Source organism: Streptomyces sp. NPDC051940 (assembly GCF_040680895.1).
Lineage (GTDB): Bacteria > Actinomycetota > Actinomycetes > Streptomycetales > Streptomycetaceae > Streptomyces.
Genome location: NZ_JBFAXR010000112.1, coordinates 1 through 20,812 on the forward strand (window position 1 = coordinate 1; position 20,812 = coordinate 20,812).

The 20,812-nt window shown below is 70.3% G+C and carries 19 protein-coding genes and 1 pseudogene; 13 read left to right on the forward strand and 7 right to left on the reverse strand.

Translation table 11 applies throughout. The features are described 5' to 3' along the window. Positions 1–338 precede the first annotated feature (338 nt). Both AB0M28_RS31295 and AB0M28_RS31300 read right to left on the reverse strand, forming a co-directional pair. Positions 339–632, reverse strand: a complete 294-nt coding sequence (locus AB0M28_RS31295; protein ID WP_365412514.1) for a hypothetical protein — start codon at positions 630–632, stop codon at positions 339–341. A gap of 245 nt (positions 633–877) precedes the next feature. Further along, a complete protein-coding gene (locus tag AB0M28_RS31300) occupies positions 878–1,528 on the reverse strand; it encodes an XRE family transcriptional regulator (RefSeq protein ID WP_365412516.1) in 651 nt (216 codons plus the stop codon). A gap of 141 nt (positions 1,529–1,669) precedes the next feature. Between AB0M28_RS31300 and AB0M28_RS31305 the strand changes: the two genes are divergently transcribed. From AB0M28_RS31305 to AB0M28_RS31320, 4 genes are all read left to right on the forward strand, one after another. Then, complete coding sequence (locus AB0M28_RS31305; RefSeq protein WP_365412518.1) at positions 1,670–2,656, forward strand: alpha/beta hydrolase; 987 nt, start codon at positions 1,670–1,672, stop codon at positions 2,654–2,656. A 321-nt stretch (positions 2,657–2,977) separates the two neighbouring features. After that, on the forward strand, positions 2,978–4,552 hold the full coding sequence (locus AB0M28_RS31310) for an MFS transporter (protein ID WP_365412519.1): 1,575 nt from the start codon (positions 2,978–2,980) through the stop codon (positions 4,550–4,552). A 7-nt stretch (positions 4,553–4,559) separates the two neighbouring features. Then, on the forward strand, positions 4,560–5,183 hold the full coding sequence (locus AB0M28_RS31315; RefSeq protein WP_365412521.1) for a TetR/AcrR family transcriptional regulator: 624 nt from the start codon (positions 4,560–4,562) through the stop codon (positions 5,181–5,183). A 137-nt stretch (positions 5,184–5,320) separates the two neighbouring features. Beyond that, the gene (locus AB0M28_RS31320) at positions 5,321–6,016 is read left to right on the forward strand and encodes a ribonuclease H (protein ID WP_365412523.1); all 696 of its coding nucleotides are present in this window, start codon (positions 5,321–5,323) and stop codon (positions 6,014–6,016) included. Between the two features lie 1,009 nt (positions 6,017–7,025). Here the strand turns inward: AB0M28_RS31320 and AB0M28_RS31325 are convergent. After that, positions 7,026–8,009, reverse strand: a complete 984-nt coding sequence (locus tag AB0M28_RS31325) for a winged helix-turn-helix domain-containing protein (protein ID WP_365412525.1) — start codon at positions 8,007–8,009, stop codon at positions 7,026–7,028. A 292-nt stretch (positions 8,010–8,301) separates the two neighbouring features. On the opposite strand from AB0M28_RS31325, the gene AB0M28_RS31330 reads away from it, so the two are divergent. After that, a complete protein-coding gene (locus AB0M28_RS31330) occupies positions 8,302–8,844 on the forward strand; it encodes a peptidoglycan-binding protein (protein WP_365412527.1) in 543 nt (180 codons plus the stop codon). 206 nt (positions 8,845–9,050) lie between these two features. Here AB0M28_RS31330 and AB0M28_RS31335 read toward each other — a convergent pair. Then, positions 9,051–10,365 (reverse strand): annotated as a pseudogene (locus AB0M28_RS31335) (IS30 family transposase). A gap of 354 nt (positions 10,366–10,719) precedes the next feature. On the opposite strand from AB0M28_RS31335, the gene AB0M28_RS31340 reads away from it, so the two are divergent. Beyond that, positions 10,720–11,301: a hypothetical protein gene (locus tag AB0M28_RS31340; RefSeq protein ID WP_365412529.1), complete on the forward strand. Its 582-nt coding sequence runs from the start codon at positions 10,720–10,722 to the stop codon at positions 11,299–11,301. Between the two features lie 312 nt (positions 11,302–11,613). On the opposite strand, the gene AB0M28_RS31345 is transcribed toward AB0M28_RS31340, so the two are convergent. Further along, a complete protein-coding gene (locus AB0M28_RS31345) occupies positions 11,614–12,354 on the reverse strand; it encodes a hypothetical protein (protein WP_365412531.1) in 741 nt (246 codons plus the stop codon). Positions 12,355–12,624: 270 nt separating this feature from the next. On the opposite strand from AB0M28_RS31345, the gene AB0M28_RS31350 reads away from it, so the two are divergent. After that, positions 12,625–12,843: a hypothetical protein gene (locus tag AB0M28_RS31350; protein ID WP_365412551.1), complete on the forward strand. Its 219-nt coding sequence runs from the start codon at positions 12,625–12,627 to the stop codon at positions 12,841–12,843. Between the two features lie 256 nt (positions 12,844–13,099). Further along, positions 13,100–13,792, forward strand: a complete 693-nt coding sequence (locus AB0M28_RS31355; RefSeq protein ID WP_365412532.1) for a hypothetical protein — start codon at positions 13,100–13,102, stop codon at positions 13,790–13,792. Between the two features lie 750 nt (positions 13,793–14,542). On the opposite strand, the gene AB0M28_RS31360 is transcribed toward AB0M28_RS31355, so the two are convergent. Then, complete coding sequence (locus AB0M28_RS31360; protein ID WP_365412533.1) at positions 14,543–14,695, reverse strand: hypothetical protein; 153 nt, start codon at positions 14,693–14,695, stop codon at positions 14,543–14,545. 331 nt (positions 14,696–15,026) lie between these two features. Here AB0M28_RS31360 and AB0M28_RS31365 point away from each other — a divergent pair, with 331 nt between their 5' ends. From AB0M28_RS31365 to AB0M28_RS31380, 4 genes are read left to right on the forward strand one after another with little or no spacing between them, the layout of a single operon-like run. After that, positions 15,027–15,404, forward strand: coding sequence for a hypothetical protein (locus tag AB0M28_RS31365; protein WP_365412534.1), 378 nt, complete (start codon positions 15,027–15,029; stop codon positions 15,402–15,404). Between the two features lie 16 nt (positions 15,405–15,420). Then, on the forward strand, positions 15,421–17,520 hold the full coding sequence (locus AB0M28_RS31370; protein WP_365412536.1) for a helix-turn-helix transcriptional regulator: 2,100 nt from the start codon (positions 15,421–15,423) through the stop codon (positions 17,518–17,520). Beyond that, a complete protein-coding gene (locus tag AB0M28_RS31375; RefSeq protein WP_365412537.1) occupies positions 17,521–17,742 on the forward strand; it encodes a hypothetical protein in 222 nt (73 codons plus the stop codon). It begins immediately after the preceding gene. 1 nt (position 17,743) lies between these two features. Continuing rightward, positions 17,744–18,337, forward strand: a complete 594-nt coding sequence (locus AB0M28_RS31380) for an XRE family transcriptional regulator (RefSeq protein ID WP_365412538.1) — start codon at positions 17,744–17,746, stop codon at positions 18,335–18,337. Positions 18,338–18,541: 204 nt separating this feature from the next. On the opposite strand, the gene AB0M28_RS31385 is transcribed toward AB0M28_RS31380, so the two are convergent. After that, positions 18,542–18,943, reverse strand: a complete 402-nt coding sequence (locus tag AB0M28_RS31385) for a hypothetical protein (protein WP_365412539.1) — start codon at positions 18,941–18,943, stop codon at positions 18,542–18,544. Positions 18,944–19,506: 563 nt separating this feature from the next. Between AB0M28_RS31385 and AB0M28_RS31390 the strand changes: the two genes are divergently transcribed. Further along, on the forward strand, positions 19,507–20,400 hold the full coding sequence (locus tag AB0M28_RS31390; protein ID WP_365412540.1) for a DUF1963 domain-containing protein: 894 nt from the start codon (positions 19,507–19,509) through the stop codon (positions 20,398–20,400). Positions 20,401–20,812: the final 412 nt, after the last annotated feature.

Genomic DNA, 20,812 nt, shown 5'->3' on the forward strand with positions numbered 1-20,812 from the left:
AGAGCATGGCCGCGGTCTACACCACCACGGACACCGCAGCCCTACCCGCCACCACCGAGGATTGATCCCCTACACCACGAGAAGGGACACGACCGCGCGCATCGCGAGAACGGCCTGCGCGACCACTCCTCCCGTCCGGCGACCATCCCGGCCCGCACCGCGGAGGACATCGCCGACCGGGTGGAGGCGCTGCGTAGGCAGGCCAAGCAGGGGCCCGCCCGTCTCGCGGCCGATCTTCAGCCTCTGCATGGCGTCACGGTCGCGCCGGCCGCCGTGCATCGCATCCTCGTGCGGCGAGGACTCAACCGGCTCCGGGACCTTGACCCGCCGCTAGCTGATCAGCTGCGGGGTGCTTCGGCGCTGCCTCCCCGCCGTACCCGTTCCAGGACCTCATGGTGCAGTGCGGCAAGTCCTGCACGCGGCAGGGGTGCGGGGCTGCCGGTGAGGGTGTACTGCTCGTCGGCCCCGGTGTACTGGATGGCGATGTCGGCGCGGCCGTCGGGCCGCAGCACGGTGGCGATGGTGACGTCGCCGGTGATGACGCCGACCTCGTCGGTCATGGCGCCACCGGGCCCGGTGGTCACCTCGTCCACCAGTCGGCCCGGGCCGGGCGTCTCCTCGAGGGTGCTCACGGGCAGGTGCTGAGCATCTCGCCGAGCTTGGCCTTCTCGGCCGCGGTCAGCCCGTAGGTGGCCTTCACCGAGGTCCAAGCACGTGCGTAGGTGCACCCGGAGGTGCGGGACGGGGGCTGCTACTGGTCCGGGGTCTGGTCGCTCTTGGAGCGTAGCGCGCGAGTTCCAGGGATCTGGGCGGCCCTTGGCCGCGAACCTGCGTGCGGGTCGTAATTTCGCTGTCTTGTCGGAGCGGGTTCCGGATCCTACGGCTGTTCTTCGCGGCCGGCCTGGACGCGATTGGGCTGGCGGTTTCCGCGATCAGCGGCTGGAGGGGTGCGCGGTCGTAGGCGCTCGCCTTGGGGTCCGAACATGATCAGATACTCGACTGGTCCGCCGGGGCTGGCGTTCGCCACCCCGTGCGGGGTGCGGGTGTCGAACTCGGCGACGTCCCCGGGGGTCAGGATGAGGTCTTGGTTGCCGAGGGCGAGCCACAGCCGCCCGTACAGGACGCACAGCCACTCGTGGCCGTCGTGGGAGACCTGACGGGGCCGCGCGGGCGGGTCCTCGATGGCGGGCAGGACGTGCTTGTGGGCGTGCAGGCCGCCGACGTACCGGGTCAATGGCAGCACCGCCTTGTCGTCGCCGAAGCTCAGCGGCGCCGTAGTGCGCGGCTCGGCCGCGGGGGCGGGTGCGGTGCCGGCCAGCTCGTCCAGCGAGACGCCGTACTCCTTCGACAGGTGCAGCAGCACCTCCAGGGTGGGCTTGCGCCGGCCGGTCTCGATCCGGGACAGCGTGCTGGTCGAGATGCCGCTCGCGCAGCTGACACCGGCGAGCGTCGCGCCGTGGTGCTCACGCGCGGCCCGCAACCGGGGCCCCATTGCGGCCAGCGTGCCGTCCACGTCGTCGACTGCCATCTTTCCTGCTCCTTTTTGCCGTGCCGCTCCACCGTTCTGTTCTGCGAGTTCGCCAGGATGGCAAGGGCGATCGCGTCGGGTGGGTGCCGCGCCGCATGATCGATGGGTAGCCGCGTCCGCCCGCGATCCGAGGAGAAGCCCATGCAGCCCGAACCGACCGCCGAGCTCCGCCACCGCACCGTCGAGGCTCCGGCCGGGCGCCTGTACCTGGTCGAGCAGGGCACCGGCCCGCTGGCCCTGCTCGTGCACGGCTTCCCCGAGTCCTGGTACTCCTGGCGCCGCCAGCTCCCGGCCCTCGCCGCGGCTGGCTACCGGGCGGTGGCGATCGACGTGCGCGGCTACGGCCGTTCCTCCAAGCCGGAGGCGACCGACGCCTACCGGATGCTGGACCTGGTGGAGGACAACGTCGCCGTCGTGCGCGCCCTCGGCGAGGAGAACGCGGTGGTCGTCGGCCACGACTGGGGCTCCAACATCGCCGCCGCCTCCGCCCTGCTCCACCCTGAGGTCTTCCGCGCTGTCGGCCTGCTGAGCGTCCCCTACGCGCCGCCCGGCGGCCCCCGCCCCACCGACATCTTTGGCCAGATCGGCGGCTTCGAGCAGGAGTTTTACGTCTCCTACTTCCAGGAGCCCGGCCGCGCCGAGGCGGAGATCGAGCCCGACGTCCGGGGCTGGCTCGCGGGTTTCTACGCGGCACTGTCCGCCGACACCATGCCCGCCCAGGGAGAGCCCGACCCGCACTTCGTCGCCCGCGGCGGCCGGCTGCGCGACCGCTTCCCCACGGGGGTCCTCCCGGCGTGGCTGAGCGAGGATGACCTCGACGTCTATGCCGGGGAGTTCGAGCGCACAGGGATCACCGGCGCACTCAACCGCTACCGCAACATGGACCGTGACTGGGTACACCTCGCCCCGCACCACGGAGCGCCGATCAAGCAGCCGTCCCTGTTCGTCGGCGGCGCCCTGGACGCCTCCACCACCTGGATGTCCGAAGCCATCGACGCCTACCCCACCACCCTCCCAGGCCTGTCGGCCTCCCACCTCTTGGACGGCTGCGGCCACTGGATCCAGCAGGAGCGCTCCGACGAGGTCAACCGCCTGCTGACCGACTGGCTTGCCACCCTCCAGGGCTGAGCTAGGCGGGCGTGGGGTCAGCTGGTGCCGTAGGCGTACGCACGGCCGGTGTAGGTGCCGCCCGCACCGCCGGAGTGGTGATCACCGCCAGCATCTGTCCGTCGCGGGCTGCCGCCCCGCTCGCCGCCGGTCAGGTGTCGGGGGAGCATCACGGGGCGGTCCGCGGTCTTGCGCGACATGTGGGCGCGGACGAAGCAGGCAGGTTGCGGACCGGGTGCGGATGTCGGGTCGCGGCGGGGCGCGGGTGTTGCCGGGCAGAGTTTGCCACCTATTTACGATACAGAGCTGCGCTGTATCATAAAGACGTCTACGCTACGACGCATGGCCTCCTCGGAATTACTTCACCGGCGCCGCTGGGCGATCCTCGCCGTGCTGCTGCTCAGCGTCCTGGTCACCGTGATCGACAACTCCATCCTCAACGTCGCGACGAAGACCCTCACCCAGCCCGCCCCGATCGGGCTGGGCCTCAGCCAGAGTCAGCTGGAGTGGGGGATCAACGCCTACACCCTCGTCTTCGCCGGGCTGCTCTTCACCGGCGGCGTGCTCGGCGACCGGGTCGGGCGCAAGAAGGTCCTGCTCTTCGGCATGTTCGTGTTCGGCGCGACCTCCGCGCTGTGCGCCTACGCCAGCTCGCCCGGCGAACTCATCGCCTACCGCGGGCTGATGGGTCTCGGCAGTGCCTTCATTCCGCCTGCGACGCTCGCGATCGTCGCCCAGGTCTTCGAACCCGCCGAGCAACCGCGGGCGATCGGCATCTGGACCGGTGTGGTCGGACTGGCGCTGGCGGTCGGCCCGATCGCGGGCGGTGCGCTACTGGAGCACTTCTGGTGGGGCTCCGTCTTCCTGGTGAACGTGCCGATCGTCGTCGTCGCACTGATCGCGATGGCCGTGCTCGTACCGGACTCCCGGGACCAACGGCCGGGCCGCCTCGACCCGGTCGGCGTGCTGCTGTCCATCGCCGGTCTCGCGCTGCTCGTCTACGGCATCATCAAGGGCGGGCAGGGCGGCGACTTCGCCCGACCCGCGGTGTGGGGGACGGCACTGGCCGGACTGGTCGTCCTGGCGGGCTTCGCGGCATGGGAGCGGCACACGGACCATCCGGCGTTCGACGTCACGTACTTCGAAGACCGCCGCTTCGTCGGGGCCGTCACCGCGATCACCGTGATCTCGTTCGTGCTCTTCGGCGTGATCTTCTTCGTCGTCTTCTACGTCCAGTCCGTCCGCGGCTACAGCGCGCTTCAGACCGGGCTGTGGCTGCTCCCCATGGCCGCGGCGCAGATCCTCGTCGCGCCGCGGGCCCGGCACGCGGTGGCCCGCTTCGGGCCGCGGGCCGTATGCGCCGCCGGGCTGCTGGTCAACGCCGTCGCCTTCGCCGGCTTCCTGCTGCTCGGCCGGTCCACCCCGATGTGGCTGCTGGGCGTGCTGTTCGCCCTGATGGGCACGGCGATGGCGTATGTCTTCCCGCCCGCCACCGTGATGATCATGACGTCGCTGCCGCGTGCGAAGGCCGGCGCGGGGTCCGCGGTCAACAACGTCTTCCGGCAGGTGGGTGGCGCGGTCGGCATCGCCGTACTCGGCTCGCTGCTGTCCGCCGTCTACCGCAGCAGGGTGCAAGACCACGTCACCGTGCTCCCGGCGGCCGAGCGGCACGCCGCCGGCGAATCCATCCAGTCCACTCTCAGCGCGGCCGGACGGCTCGGCGCGCGGGGGCAGGGGCTGGCAGACGCCGCGGTCGACGCGTTCGTCCACGCCATGCACGTCACCGCCCTCACCGCGGCCGTCATGTCGGCGGTCGGGGCGGCTATCGTGCTGTTGACCATGCCGGGTAAGCAGAAGGCTCAGCAGGCGGCGGGCGGCGTACGAGCCGAGCGGCGTGAGGTGGGCGCGCAGAGGTGACAGTCAAGTGGGCGCAGAGGTGAACGACGACCCCGCTGCAGCGGCCGCGCCGCGCGGCCGGCCGCGCAATGCGGCCGTCGACCGCGAGGTCGTCGACACCGTGCTGCGGCTGCTCGCGGACGGGGTCGGCTTCGCCGATCTGTCCATGGTGGCGATCGCCCGCGAGGCCGGGGTCACCCGGGCCACCGTCTACCGGCGCTGGCCCACGAAGGACGCGCTGCTGCTGGACGTGGTGACGTCCGTCGAGCGCCCGCTGCCGGAGCCGGCCGGGCGCTCGGTGCGCGAGGACCTGGTGGGCGCCCTCGAGGCGACCCGGCAGCGGGTTATGGCCAAGCATGTGTCCGCGCTGATGCGGAACATGCTCACGTACTTCCAGAGCAGCCCCGAGCTGTGGCGCCGCTACCGCGAGGTGTCGGTCGCGCCGCGGCGGGAGGCCTTCACCCGGCTGCTGCGGCGCGGGATCGAGGAGGGCCAGATCCGCGCGGAGCTCGGGGACGACATGGACTTCCTCATCGACATGCTGATCAGCCCCATGTACTACCGGGCCTCGATGGACCCGGACGCCGTGCTGGAGGACGACCTCGCGGAGCGGATCGTGGACGCATTCCTGCTGGGGACGAAGCCGCGCTGAACGTCGCCTTGCGACTTCCGGATGCCAGCGGAGCACCAGCGCTGTGACGGCCTTGCCGTCTGCGTCCACCTGGTGGCGCTGGTCGGCGGACGGGGTCTGCGGCCGGCGTCCCGGTATCCGGTGGGAGAATCGCCGGCATGGCTGAAGTGATCATTGCGGCGTGCGACGGTGCGTCGAAGTCCAACCCCGGGCCGGCCGCCTGGGCATGGGTCGTGGCGGGTGCGGACGGCGGCGTCGAGCGATGGGAGGCCGGACCGCTCGGCCGCGCCACCAACAACGTCGCGGAGCTCACCGCCTTGATGCGACTGCTCGAAGCGACCGACCCCGCCGTGCCGCTCGAGGTGCGGATGGACTCGACGTACGCGATGCAGGCGGTGACGACCTGGCTGCCCGGCTGGCGGCGCAAGGGCTGGAAGACGGCCGCGGGTACGCCGGTCGCCAACAAGGAGCTGGTGGTCGCCATCGACCGGCTGCTGAGCGGACGCGACGTGCAGTTCGTCCATGTGGCCGCGCACCAGGTGGACGGTGATCCGTACAACGCGGCTGCGGACCGCGCGGCCGACGAAGCGGCCCGGACGCAGGCTGCGGCCGGCACGTCGTACGGTTCGTCGTTGCCCGCCGCGGACGCCGCCCGGGGTGCGGTCCCGGCGGCGCGGAAGAGTCCGCCGAAGACCAAGACGGTGGCGTCCGGGCGGGGCGGCCGCACCTTGGCGGCGAAGTTCCGCGGGACGTGCCGGTGTGGCCGGTCGTACGCGCGGGGCGATCTGATCGCCAAGAATTCCGACGGCTGGGGGCATCCAGAGTGCGTGGACGGCAAGGCGCCGACGCGGTAGGGCGGTGTCGGCAAACGTCCACGTTGTCGTAGGAGCTGGTGTCAGCAGTTGTCGACGTTGCGGGTTGCGTCGACATAGTCCGAGCTGACCCAGCCCATGCCGATCTACAGGCCATCACGGGTTGCCGTGGATCCGCTGGCACTGCCAGTTCCACTCTCACTCCCACTTCCAGGACGAGCTCGAGTCGTCACGTGGCAGTGCGGCCGCGGACGAGCTCCCGGCGAAGATCAGCAGGCTGCCATCGGCGCCAGGCTCCACGCCCGCACCCCAGACCCAACGGGAATGCCGCTGCTGACCGCGATCGGCGGGGACCCCGTGAGCCTGTTCTGGGATCACGCTGCTGGCCCAGTCACTTGTAGGACACACGTCCCGCAAACACTCGGTCGACCGTGTCCGTAATGGCACGATGACTCCCATAGATGATGCTCGACGCGCGGCGCTCGGAGGGAGGTGGGCCAACCTGCTGGTGACAGCAGAGGTTGTCGGATTGCCCTCGACCAGTCCGCCGGCGCCAGCTGGGGCCCAGCGCGAACGGCACCGAATACGTTCGCCGGCCTGGCGTGCGTTCCTGGTCCGCGGGATCGCCTTTGCCGGGACCAGCCGAGATGCCCATGCGGCGTTGGCCTCCGGGCCGGCAGCCAGGCGGTGTAGGGGTCTGTCAGGCGCACTTCGCATGAGCGGGCAATCGCCTGGAGCTGGTGGACGTGCCTGCGTAGACGCTCTGCCAGGGCGGCATCGGAGACGGGGTCCTCGCCGGCGTCGTCGAGCTTCGCCTCGAGGTCCAGCGGGTCGCAGGTCTGCAGCTTGGTGAGGGCGTCGAGGAGCTGATGGGCGTCCAGGTCGCTTCGGCAGGGACCGGCGGGTGAGCGGCGCGAACGCCGCGAGCGGCTCGTCGCCACCTCGCTCCCGAGGTCCCCAGGGCACCCCGGGGTCCGGGGCGGAGATAGGAAGGGCAGGCAGCGCTCACGCAGCACCGGGGCGCACCGTCCGGGCGACACCGGGGCTTTGGTCATCTCCCCCGGGGGTTGGCTCCGAGGAGATCGGTGCCCATCGGCGCCAGCGAGTGCAGCACCTGGTTGCGGCTGCGCCTGGAGATGATCAGCCCGGATTCGCGCAGAATCGCAGCATGCTCGCTTGCCGTGGGCGCGCTGATACCGAGTCGGGCGGCAAGTTGTCCCGTTGTGCACCCGTCGGCGATGGCGCGCAGCGCTGCAGCCCGGGTGGCACCCAGGAGAGCGGCGAGCGAGTCGCCGCGAAAGGAGCCCTGCCCTGGTGCACTCCAGTCCGGGCCGCGGCTGACGGGATACGCCACAACAGGAGGCAGGAGCGGATCGATCAGGGTCACCGGGGTGCGCCAGCAGAAGACAGACGGCACCAGGAGCAGCCCGCGGCCGGCCAGATGGATATCCCGGGCGACCGGGTACGCGGCCGTTAGGATCGGCGGGCGCCAAACGAGTACGGGCGCCAGACCGGCCAGAAGCCGATGGGGGCCACCGTGGAGCAAGTCGCGGGCGCGGTCGGCGATGTCTGCATGGACCAGGGCGTCGACGCGGGCCTGGTAGGGGGCGACCAGGACCGCGTAGCAGGCCCGCAGGGTGGCCTCCAAGGCGCCCAGCGCCTCCCGGTCGCCCTCGGCCAGGTGGCGGCACCACGAAGGCGGCGACGCCACCGCAGTCAGCTCGCGATGCAGGGCCGCGCGCGGGGTGGACAGTACCGCCTGCAGACCGGGCTCCAGGCCCCCGACCGCCTGCGGCGGAGTGAGGAAGTCCGGAAAGTCCCCCCGCCCCGGGGCCAGTCGGCGCAGCAGCTGCGCCTGCCAGCGGGGCAACCCCGTGACCGCAGCGCGGGCCTGGGCGCGCCAGTGTCCGAAGACACCGGTCCCGTCCCGGTTGCCCAGCAAGGTGGTGGCCAGTACCAGCTCCCACAGCGGATCGAAGCCGGGCGCGACACGGACCCGGTGCAGATCGTCGTCGTTGAAGTGCAGCCTGAGCATCGCCCGTTACCCCGCCCCTCCGCTCTCGCATCCCCTGCCGGCAGCGCCGGCCGGGAGCATATCGGGCACGCCGAGCAGCCGTATACGGCACGCGAGCTAGCTGTTTTGGCCGTCCCCACATGTCCTGGAGCGCCACCCGCCGCGCTGCGATGCTCGCTGGGGCCACGACGGGGGCGGCTGTCCTGAACCAGCTCACAGCTCAACAGGTCCGCACCAGCCACCAAACCGCGAGGCGCACCGGATCGGCCAGGGACAGACTCTCCGTCCCGCCACCACCTTGAGGGGAGCTTTCATGCGTATGCGGATGAAGCGGTTCAAAACCGGAGCGTGGGTGGTGGCGGCCCTGACCGCGACCATCCTGGCGGTGGGCACCAGCCCGGCGGCGGCCAGCGGCACCTACAGCGGCCGTGCGTACGTCTACGGGGCCGGCTTGTACGTGGACGACTGGGACAACGAGGGCGTCGTCGACCGGGACACGAACCGGGTGTCCAACGCCACATGCTTGTGGCAGAAGGTCCTGTGGGCAGACGGCTTCCTCCCCCTGTCCGGTGTCGATGGAGTCTTCGGTGACGGCACGTACAACGCGACCAGGGCCTGGCAGAGAGCTCAAACGGGCTTGGCGGACGACGGCTCGGCCGGCAAGGCGAGCTGGCACGTTGCGGGCTTCTCGGTATGGCTGTACGGCAGCGACGCCGCCGGGGCCACCATGACTGGGCAGTACCGCGGCGACTACGCCTACTTCGACATAAAGCGCGACACAGACGGCAACTACCAGTTCATCGACGGAGACGGCGCTTGGCGCAAGGCCGGATACGACTACCGCACCTGCAGCTGACGCCCCTGATCCGGCCCACAGCCGCCGTGGCCGTGTCCCCCACGTCACAGCCGAGACGCGGGGGACACGGCATGACCACCCCCGGATGCTCACAACCAGGCGCTCCAGTCGATGCGCGCCGCGGCCACCACAAGGCAGCCCCTGGCGCGACCCGATGAGCGATCACGACCGGGGCCACTCCCCAGCCCCCCGGTGCCAGCTCAGATTCAACCGGTCGTTGCAACACCAGCCTGTTGGAGCAACAGTAGCTGCTCGTTGAGCGCCTCGGCCGGTGTCTTCCAGCCGAGCGTCTTGCGGGGTCTGCTGTTGAGAGTGTGGGCGACGGCCTCGATCTCCTCGGCGGACCACCTCGAGAGATCGGTGCCCTTTGGGAAGTACTGACGCAGGAGCCCGTTGGTGTTCTCGTTCGTGCCGCGCTGCCATGGACTGCGAGGGTCGGCGAAGAACACGGGAATGCCGGTCTCGACTTTGAATTGCGCGTGCGCCGACATCTCCTTGCCCCGGTCCCATGTCAGCGACCGTGCCAGCTGCTCGGGCAGCGTCGACATCGCATTGGCGAGTGCGTTCATCATCGTGATCGTCCCGCAACCGGCCAGCGCAGGACCATTCTTGACGCTCTGTTTGTGCCGGTATCCTTCCTCGCGTGGCAGGTGAATCAGCATCGTGAATCGCGTGGATCACTCGACGGCTGTGCCGATCGCGGAACGCTCCAGCCCGATGATCAGGTCGCCTTCCCAGTGGCCGGGGACGGCGCGGTCCTCGGCCTCGGCGGGCCGTTCGCTGATGAGCGTCTCGGGTGTGACGTGCGCCCAGGTCTTGCGGCGCGAACGAGCCCGCGGGGCGCGCAGTGCGCGGCCCGTGCGAAGGCACAGGATCAGCTCCCGCTTGAGCGCGCCGCGGCTCTGGATGTAGAGCGCCTGGTAGATCGCCTCGTGGCTGATGCGCGGTCCTTGGGTGCGGCTTGTTCGGCCCAGTCCACTCACCCGTCGCCGGCTCCGCGATCGTCACACCCCTGGGCGTGCTGATCCGTCCGGACAGTCGCTCCTGAACATATGCGTGCAACCGGGGGTTGTCGACCAGCTTTGCCGTCTTCGGACGGCGTGCGGCCATGTCCGATTTCCACTGCGCGACCGATGCCCGATAGTCGAGCTTCCCGCATCTGGTGGCCACGTTGCGCCGCAGCTCACGGGAGATCGTCCCCGGATCACGGCCGACTTCCCGGGCGATTTCGCGTACGCCCTTGCCCTGGGCTTTCAGGAGCGCGATCTCCTCCCGCTCAGAGAACGACAGGTACCTGCCCGTATGCGGCTTCGGATCGAACGGTCGCATGCCGCCACACTGCCGGTACCAGCGCGTGGCCGCCGCCGGCGCCACGCCGATAATCCCGGCCGCTTCCTCGGCGAGAAGGCCCTTGGCGATCTCGTTCCAGAACGCCGCTTCGACGTGACGCTGATACTTCGGATGCCCCGGGGACAGCTTCGGGCGCACCGCCCGATCCGCGGCCTGCTGACGACGAACCATCCAACACCTCGCTGATCACGAGGTGTTGCGACGACCGGTTGAATCCGCCTAGGAAAGGAATGTCGGAGTGAAGCACTCGTTACCTGCGCGTGGTTGCGGTGAGGTCAGATAGATATCTGCCGTGACGTCTATCACACGTCCGTTAAGCCCGGCAAGATCTTACTTAACGGTATTGCGCGGAAGTGTTCATTGAGATCTTGAATGGCCTGGCCTTTTCGTCGCGGTGGCGGAGTGACAGCGCTTTCGTGCGGGGAGTGGTCTACACCTTGATGCCGCCAATAGCCCGTTTCTGAGCACGCTTTACTTGGAGAAGCGGTGCTCGCCGCACAGTGGCACCCTCAAAGGCGAGGCAAAATGAAGAAGCAACACAAGGTGGTTCTGATCGGCGCGTGCATCGCAGGCGGGGCAACCATCGCGGGCGCAGTCGTGGTGAGTCAGGGATCGGACGCCGGGGCCAAGTCCTCCTCCGACGGCGATGGCGACTGCCGGGCCGTGGGGCAGGTCCGAGACATGTATTGCAACCAGAGCCCTGCACCCTCCAAAAGTGCGAGCTTCGAGGATCCCGACAACCCGGCCGGGGCGACGGGACCGTGGCGTTACCGGGTCGTCAACACGTTCGTCGACGGCCGCGACGAGGGCCTGCTGGTGCGCACGTGCAACGTGGACGACTGTCCCGGACCTGACTCTGCAGCTCGTATCGGCATGATGCTGCAGAACCATGTGGTCTGGGTGGTCTGCAAGGAGGACTCCGGCTTTAACGGCGGGGAGTCCGATGGAGGCACGACCTGGTACAAGGTCAAGTGGCCCACGAATGAACCGAACACCGACATCTGGGAGAGTAATCGGGAAGATCGCTACACTGGCTGGATGTTCGGCAAGTACCTCTCCGCGGCAGGACACGACGGTAAGGTTGCCGAATGCGCTGACGTCGCGTAGAAGTCCTCCCCTTCGCCGCCAGGCTGCCCGCTGCGGCGGGGCCCCGAGGCGAGGTGATCGCAAAAGGGACTCCAGGAGCACTATTCCAAGAAGCGGCGGCCGCCGTGCCGACCGCCTCGACGTCGAGTTCACGGACATCGATTCCATCGAGGCGGACTACTGGCACCGACCCGCAGCTGCCCAGGTTGGCAGGCGATGTCACGGGACAGCAGCTCGTCGTAACGGACTTGCTGGTCGGTGAGCGCGGGCAAGGTCCTCACCTCGGCAGCAGTAGATCGGCGGCTATGTCGAGACGGGTGCGGGCGGGGGAGCTCAGCTTTTCCCCGGGGGGCGGGGTGACGAGGACGCGCTCGACGATCCAGTGGCCCGCCCAGGCCAGGACATCGGTGGCATCGACCGCTCGCGCGCCGCGGCGATGTACCGCGTCAGTAGTGACCCGGCCCAGTCGGTGACCGCGGGCAGGACGGCACGGCGATCCGAACCAGGGCCGTTGGCCGCTGCCCAGATCAGGCTTCCGGTCAGCGCGCGGACGTCGAATGGCGGATCCCCCCCCGCCCGCTCAGCTCCACAGTCGACCACCGCGAACGAGCCGGGGCGGTCGGGCTCGACCAGCTCGTTGGCGCCGCTGAGGTTGCCATGCACGAGGGTCCTCGGCGACCAGTGCGACCGTAGAGCCCGCGGCGCGCCATCCACACTCGGTTGGACGGTCCGCAGGAGATCGGCGTGGGACGGTGGGCGGGCCACAAGGGCGCCGGGGCCGATCGATCCGAAGGTGAGGACGGGCGGCCCAGTCGGCTCGTCGGCCCGTGGCAGATGGTCCGACGGGTGGTGCAGGTCGGCCAGGAACCCGGCCAGGGCCGCGGGTTCGGGCAGTGCGGCCACGTCGCCGTCCAGGACGCGGTCCAGCAGGTTGCGATGCCTGGGCAGTCCTTCGACCACGAGGAGGCGCTCGTCGGGCGAGGCGACGACGATCCGTGGGACATGGGGCCGGACGGACGCACCGGCGGAGCCCACCAGGGTCCGGTGGAAACGGATCTCATGATGGAGGCTCATCGGGTCGCCGGAAGCGCCCCAGGGGCGCATCGACCTGCTTGACGAACAGCGGGCCGCGAGCCGGGTCGGCGAGCAGCGTCGCGGTGTGGCGGCCAGTGCGCGACCACAGGATCCGGCCGTCCAGACCGAGGGGCAGGCCGGCCGCGACCAGATCCCGCACGACGACTGGTGCCGCCGACGGGACCCCGGCCGCGGCGCGCTGCTCGATGCGTGTCGTCCTGGCGGTGAACGGTGCGCCGCTGCCCTACTCCGGCAGGACTTCCCCGCCGCGTGACCGCGGCCGTGCTCGCGGGTGTGCTGCTCGGCGGCGGTCCCTCCTCGCCCGGTTCGCCATTCTCGCCCTCGGCCTTCATCTTCACCGTGATCGTCACTGTCACGGTGACCGTCACCGTTGTGCCGGACATCACCCGACCGTCCAGATCCGGCTCGGCACGGTCGATCGCGTCGAGCAGCGATCGCGCGTTACCGACGCTGCGCTCGCCGTCATGAGCCTGGACCCGACCGGGCAGGGACGCAAACGCTGGTCAATGCGCTGGAAAGCCGCCCTCAACGCCTTCGACATCACCTTCGAAGGCCGACTCTCCACCGCCCGCCGCTAAACCAACAACAACACCAGAAACACCGTTCACTGGACAGACCCACGAAGACCGCCGACGACATCCTCGAACGCCTCGCCAGTTATCTGAACAATTCCCGACTCAGAACACTGGCTCCGCGCCGTAGCACGGGGGGCTACGGTGCCCGTATGGATCATCGGAGCGTAGACGGCGGGTCAGGATTGACGTGGATCGGTGTCCACAGCTACGAGGAGCCCAGCTCGGCGGCACCGGGCATGCTGGGGAGCATCTCGTTGACCGCGGCGCGTGGCGTTGAGCCGGAGGAGTTCCTGGTGCGGCTGGGCGCTGACGTGGATCGACTGCGCAGTCGTGATCTGTTCCGGGACCGGCATGACCTGGCTGTACCGGCCGAGATGCTGCCGTGTCTGAGCATGGCGATGTGGGACACGTGTGACGACTGGGTGTATGTGCTGGAGCACGGCTTCGCCGCCACGTGGTTTCTCGGCTACCGCAGGGTGTCTGCGATGGCACCGCTGGTTGGTGAAGAGATCCTGTGCGTGACCCAGCAGCGAGGTGTCGGGCCGTCATGGATCCTCCACGCGCCCGGTGACGGGCAGGTGTGTTCGGCTGAGTGGCGTGCCGATACCGGCCGCGGCTCGGCGCTGGATACTGCGCTTAACGAGGCCGGCGCGGTGTTCCCGTCCGTCTACCGGGGCGCCAGCGAGGAGGAGGCGGAGCGGTATCGAGAAGAGCATTCCCATGACCTGCCCGAGCTGGTCTTCGCCGCCATCGGCAGCTACAGCGGCCTGAGGATCGACCAGGCTGCGGTCACGGCGGGGGAGCTGCCCCTGGCCATTCTTCCGGCCGTGAACGCCTCATGAGCCCCAAGCCCGAGCCCGGCCACGTGCCCGACTGTGAGCCCGTATATGGGCACGGCCACAGGCCCGTACCTGTTCCTGAGCACGAACTCAGCCATAAGCCCGGCCGTGAGCCCGTACGTGAGCCCGACCGCGGGCCCGTAGAGCAGGTCTGAACGCAGAACAGACCCCGGAAACGCGATCTGACGTGGTTCATACGCGAGTCCTTGGGTGAGCCCGAACGTGAGCCGGCCGTGAGCAGGATCGCGAGCCCGCCCGTGGGCCAGATCGTGAGCCAGAACGTGAGCCCGAGCGCTACCGCGGACACCAGGCCTCCCACGAGCCCGAGCGCGAGTCGTCGAGCCAGGGCTCGGCGACCGTTCGTGGTAGCCAGACCCCGCCAGTTCAATCGCGTTGGCTCCACGTTCGACCTGCAACACAAGGCGGTGGCGCTGCCCCCAAACGTGGCCGCGAAGAACCGGCCGAGCTGCAGTGGGAAGTCGGGGAGGGTTGCCATGGAGTAGCCGGCGAGTGTTGTGAGGAGGCCAGCCGCTATCGCATCGAGCGTGCGAGTGCGGGTGCGGCCGGTCACCGGCCGCAGGTTGTACAGGTGGATGTCGGTGTGTGGCCCAGAGCCGGTTTCCAGGCGGCGGGCGATGTGTGCGAGCCAGCGGTGGGTGTCGGCGGGGGAGTAGCTGTGAGTGGGCGGATGCAGGGTGAGGGTGGTGGAGATGAGCCGTTGGAGCGGGTGCTCCTCCAGCGCATGGGCGGTGGTCAGAGTGCGCAGTGGTGCGGGTCGACGGTGCGGTAGACGGTCGCGCACAACGACAGCCGCCAGGGGGTGTCCAGGTGCCGGGCGATGGTGCTGTTCCGGTGTCGCCGCCAGTCGGCCAGCAGCGGGCCCAGGCGGGGTTGCGGGTCTTGCACCGCTGGGTGAGGTAGGCCAAAGCATGACTCTTGGTGACGGGGGCGATGTCGATGTGGGTGAAATCCTCCAGGCGGGCCTGCTGGACAAGGGTGTCGTAGTGCGCGGTGCGACAGACCAGAATCACATCGCCGGCGTGCTTGTCGTGCGCGTAGTGGGCCGCCCGCTCCGCTGCCTTGGTGGGGCCGGGCGGGAGGACCCGGCCCGCGTCCGGCGCCGCGGCATGGTCATCCACGGTGACGTCCGCAGACGGCTTACCCGCCTTTGCGTGGAAGGATCGACACCCATACAACGGTTCGTTGTTTGATTGTGGCTCTGTTGTAGGGTGGGTGCATGTCCGACGACACTGAGGGCCAGGCCCGCCGGCGCCTGGCGGAACTCGGCCGCAACCCCGGGGCCCCGGACACTCCCGCCCAGCGGCTGGTGGAGGATGCGGCGTTGGTGGGCGGGATGCTGGCTGCGGCCGAAGCCCGCCAGGGCCCCGCGGGTGATGAGGACGAGGCGGCGGTGGCGGCCGCGCTGGCGTTGCTGGCGGCGCTGCGGCTGTCGTTGGACCGGCTGGAGGCCGGGGTGGTGCAGCAGGCGCGGCGGTTGAAGCTGGATTGGCGGCAGATCGCCGCGTATCAGGGCATGAACTCCTCCCAGGCGGCGTCCCAGCGCTATGCGCGGCTGGTGACCCGGCTGGAGGAGATCCGTCAGGGCGTGCGGTAAGAGGGGGAGGGGCGCGATGACTCAGGAGCCGTTCGAGTTCGACGCCGCGGTCGATTCCCTGCTGGCCGCGGTCGACGGCGGCCGGCTGCTGCCCCCGCCGGCGGAGCGGGTGCGGCTGCGGGAGGCGGCGGGTCTGAGTCCTGCCGCCGTCGCCCAGGCGTTGAAGACGCGGGCGGTGAGCGTGCTGGCGTGGGAGGAGGGCCGCAGTGAACCGACCGGGGGGCGGCTGGTGGCCTACCGCCGTCTGCTGGAGGGCCTCGCCGGCCGCTACCCCGCCCCGCCCGCCAAGGCGCCCGCCGCCCAGGTGCCCGCCGCCCAGGCGACCCAGGCGACCCGGGCGCCGGTGCAGGCGCCCGTAGCACCACCCACTGCTCACGCGGGCGCACCGCGCCGGCCTTTTGCCCGCCCGGCGCGGGTGCGGGGTGCGGCCGCCGGCAACGCTGTGGCGTCGTCCGGTGCTGATCCGCGGTTCGTGAACGGCCCGCTCGTCGTGCTGGACGGTGACGGGAGCGCCTACGGCGTCGACGGGATCGTCCTGGACTGCCCTGCCGCCACCATCCCCGAGCTGGTGGAGTGGGCGCTGGGCGAGGCCGCACTGGGCGCGCCGCGGTTGATCCGCCACGGCTTCGACGCCGACCCGCTGGTCGTACTCACGGCCGCGGCCGCCCTACGGCTCGGGCTGCCGGAGCGCCTTCAGGGCCACGAACAGCGCCGGAACCTGCGCCTGGAGCCGAACCACCCCGTGGTCCGCGAGATCATCGCCGCGAAATGGCAACTCACCCGGCGCGGGTTCGGCCCGTGGGCGCGTATCTACCGGCCCGCGGCCCCCGGGCAGCGCCAGTGCGTGCAGCTGGCGATCCTCGGCTGGGATGCACTGGATGAGCGGCACTGGCCAGGCGTCGCGGACATGGACCCGCCGCAGATCGCCCGGGTCCTCGGGGTGTACGCGGCGCGGGTGCTCACCCCGCGCGGCTCCACGGCGGTGAGCGGGCTGGAGCTGATGACGGCGTTGCGCCCGCCGACCAAGGCGGTGCAGGACAAGGCGACCGGCCGGTGGTCCAGCGCACCCAACCCCGGCTCCCTCGCAGAAGCGGTCGACCCCGCGCCGCCGGAGGCCACCCCCGAACACCCCCTCGCCCAGGGCTGGGAGGGCGGTTTCCTTGATGAGGAGGTCTACCAGTGGGTCCGCGACGTCGACTCACTGACCATCGAGGAGCGGCTGCTGCCGTACGCGGTCGGCCTGGACCTGAACACCGCGTTCCTCGCCTCCTCCGCCCGTCTCACCGTCGGTCTGTCCGCCCCCGTGCACGTGGTGCGTCCGACTTTCGATTCGAAGACGCCCGGCTCCTGGTACGCGGACCTCTCGCGCATCGAGGCCGATCCGCGTCTGCCCTCGCCGTTCACCCCGACCGGTGCCCGCCCCGAGGGCCCGGCCTGGTATGCCACGCACACGGTGGCCTACGCCCAGGAACTCGGCTACGCCGTCACGCCGATGGAGGCGTTCCTGCGCTACGAGACCGGCGCCTATCTGGATCCGTGGCATGAGCGGCTGCGTGCCGCGTACGTCGACACCCTCGCCGACCTCGGCGTCACCGCCGACCTGTCCGCCGCCGACTTCCTCGCCGCGATGGAGCGCCACAAGGACGTCGACCCGGGCCTGGCCGCGGTCCTCGCGGCGATCAAGGGCACGGTCAAGGGCGGTATCGGCAAGCTCCGCGAACGCCCCCAGGGCGCCGGCTACCGGGGCGGCGAGCCGTGGCCGGCCCTGGCCCGCCCGACCTGGCGTCCGGACATCCGCGCCGCGGTCATCTCCAAGACGCGGGTCAACATGCACCGCAAACTCGCCAAGATGGTCGAGCTGACGGGGCTGTACCCGCTGGCCGTGCTGTCCGACTGCGTGGTCTACCCCAGCCCCGGCGAAAGCCCCCTGTCGTTCCTGCCCTACGACCCCTCGGGCAAGCCCGTCCTCGGCGGCTTCCGCCTCGGACCCACGCCGGGCCTGGCCAAACTGGAGGGCGTCCAGGACCTCGCCTGGGCGATCGACCTGATGGCCCAGAAGGTGAACCCCGCCCGGCACATCAAGGGCGGCGACGCCGCCCTCGAGGAAGGCGAGTAAGTGGCCCACACCACCCGCCGACCCGCCCCCGAGGCGAAGGCAGAGCACGAACCGGCGCTTGATCGCCTGGAGGCCCGCCGGGACGCCCTGCAGGTGCCGTTGCGTACCCGCCGCACGTCGCGGCACCGGCCGCAGGGGTGGGTCGACCTGCCCGAGACCCGCGGGAACGGGCACCGCCCGGCCGGTCCCGACGGCCACGACCCCGCCCCGGGGGTGAGCTGACATGGCGCGCCGTATCCGCCCGGCCACCGAGGACGCCGACGACGCGCTGATCGGCGAGGCGATCGAGCGCACCGGCCAGGGCGGCTTCACCCGCGAGCCGCCCAAGACGCTCCTGGGCCGCATCAACTTCCTTGTGCGCACGCTGAAGTCGACGAAGGCGGTGGCCGCCGCGATCGGGGTGAGTCAGCGCTCGGTGGAGCGCTACCGCACCGGGGAGCGCAAGCACCCGCCGCAGGCGATCACGGACCGCATCGACGCCGCGGTCCGCGAGCGCTGGCAGCCCGGCGTACGGGCGCGCCGGCAAAAACGCGCCGCGACGACCGGCGGGATCACCGTGGAGACCCGCGCGAGGTTCGGCTACAGCGCACCGATCGGCACCACCGACGACGGCCGCGTCCGGCGCCTGACCGTGCACCTGCCCCCGGACTACGCCCGCCGCCTGTTCGACGCCCAGGCCGGCCGCTCCGGCGAGGCCCCGAACGAGGTGCTCGCGCAGGGCCTGCAGGAGCACTACTTCAAGGACGGCGGCCGGCGCGCCGACCGCCTCGAAGTCGAGTTCACGGATATCGACTACATCGAGGTGGAGTACGACTAGCGCCCAGCAGCCTCGTACGGCCTGATCCGGCCTCGCCGAGGACATCGACGGCGGCCGCGGCGCGTCGGATCGGGGTGGACCGTGCGCGGCGGCGGCGGGCTGGTCTTCGCCGTCGGCGGTCTGCTGAATCTCAGAACCTGACAACGAGATGCCGATGCGGGCCTGGACGCATCACGCAGGCAGCGGCACACCGCCCGGTCCTGCTCAGGGGCGGTAGTAGTAGCCGTAGTCGAGGATGTTGCCGTATGCGTCGGTCAGGTTGATGCGGACATGGTCGGCTCCGCCGGGGACGTCCGCGTCGAGGGTGAGGGTCTGGATGGTGTACTCCTCGTTGCAGTGGGTGCTGGAGCTTCGCTCGTCCAGTGGGGTGGTGCCTGCCCAGGCGATCCCGTACACCCGCCGGCATCCGTCGGCGGTCAGCCCTCCGCTGACGGTGACCGACCGGTTGTACCAGGTGATGTGGCCGAAGTATTCGGAGTTGTCGTAGTAGACGCCGAACAGGGTCGTGGGATAGGCGGTCGTGGTGGCCGTGGCGGCGGGCGCTCCTGCGAGAACCGGCACCGCTACCGCCACGACTGCGGCCACGAACGCGCTGGCTTTCCTCATCGGATGTCTCCCCGGGTTGGTTGAGTCCGCGGGCGTCGTCCCGGCGTTCGGGACCCGGCGGACTGCGGTAGGTCGTCGATGCGGATCCACCCTGGCAGGGGGCCGGGTCGGGGCCCAACGATTCCATCCCGGTGGAATCGTGACCGAGAGCATTCGCGGGGGGTGGTACACCCCGCTCCGTTCCACTGTCTCGGGCACGGCACTTCTGATCCTTTCGGGGGCTGCGCGGCGCCGCGGTGGCTGGGTGCCGGTCGTCGCGGGCGGGAAGGGTACGGGGCGGGTGGTCGGGAGCGCGGGGCGAGGCCACCGCGGGGATGAGGGCGTCCCGCCCGGTGCGGCTGCTGGAGCTGCAGGCGGCCGGGGCATCGACGGCGGCGCATGTGCGTGCGGGCGCCCAGGCCGCCGGGGCGAACGTACATACGGTGTGGCGCCGGCTTCAAGGCGGCTCGTACGCAGGGCCGTCGGGCGGCGACAGCCGAGGCAGGCACCGGGGGCGAGGGGCGGCGCGGGATGCGTGGGGGCCGAGGCGTGCCGGCGGGGCGCAGGGGCCTATCTTCTGAGGCATGGACCACCAGGGAGAATTTCGCCGGGCAGCCCTCGAGCTGGGCATTGCGGACGACGAGATCAGCCGTTTCAACGGGCACCTTCGTCTGTCGATCGGACTGTCCGCGGGCGGCGGCGGTCGTGTGGTCGGGCAGCTCGGCGGGCTGCCCCGGCTTCCGGTGGGCATGACGTGGCCGTCCGCCGGGGACATTCCGCTGCCGCTGCTCCTGTGCGTCGACTGCGGGGCGCTGCCGCGAATCGACGGCTTCGACCTGCCGGGGGACGGGACGCTGCTGTTCTTCGTGGACCAGGAGAGGGACCACGCGGACAGCTCCGGGAGGTACGCCCGCGTCGTGTACGTACCCGAAGGCACCGACACCGCAGTCGCCGAAGCCCCCGGCTCCGAGGTTGTGCGCGAACCCGTCGACATCGGCGCCGAACTCGCAGCCGAACTGCCCCTGTGGCTCCAGGAACGCGACGAGGACGAGGACTGGCACGAGTTCTGGGAAGACCTCGAGTGGGACGACATGTCGCCCTTCCAGCAGCAGCTGCTCCGGTACATGGAGCACGACCTGCCGCACCTGGACGAACTGCGGGCGCTGGCCCACGACCTCTGGCCGTCCGGCGGCGCCATCGTCATCGGCGGGTACGCGGACGACGAGGTGATCGGCCACATCGCGGAGCAGACCCTCGCGGGACGCGAGAAGGCGGGCGAGATCCCGGCCATCCCGACGGCCAGGTGGCCCTCCCGCCTGGAGGAGGAAAGGCACCGGCTGACGAGCGAATGGATCGCGCTCGCCCGGGAAGCCCGGACCTACGAGGAGTACCGCACCAGTTTTGTGATCCGCCACGACGACCTGGCCGCCGCACGGGTGGACAAGGCGCTGTCCGTAACCGGTTTCGAGGCCCCGTGAACCGGATCCGCTGACCCTCGTTGATCCCGAGAACGGCGTCGGGGCCAGGACCGGTCCCGCACAACGGTCCAGGCCCCGGCCAACCCCGCGCTGCCCCGGTCGCTCGGCCCAAGCAAGCCCGAGCCGAGCGAGCTGCTGCAACTGGACGGAGGTGAGCTTGTCCCGTCGGCTCTTGCAGTTCATGGTCCACACACCGAGCTTCACTGCGTGCTGCTGGTCGTCGATCACCACGGTTTCGACGTGGGTCCGGGACACGGTCACGGAGCCGGCCCGAGCCTTGTACCGGGTGAGCGCGGTCAGGCCCCGCTCGAAGGCCGCGAAGCCGCTTTGGACGGCTTCGCGGGCGCAGCCTGCGGTGGTAGCGGCGTGGTGCCGAGCTGTTCCAGGCGCTCGCGCTGTCTGTCGGCCACGC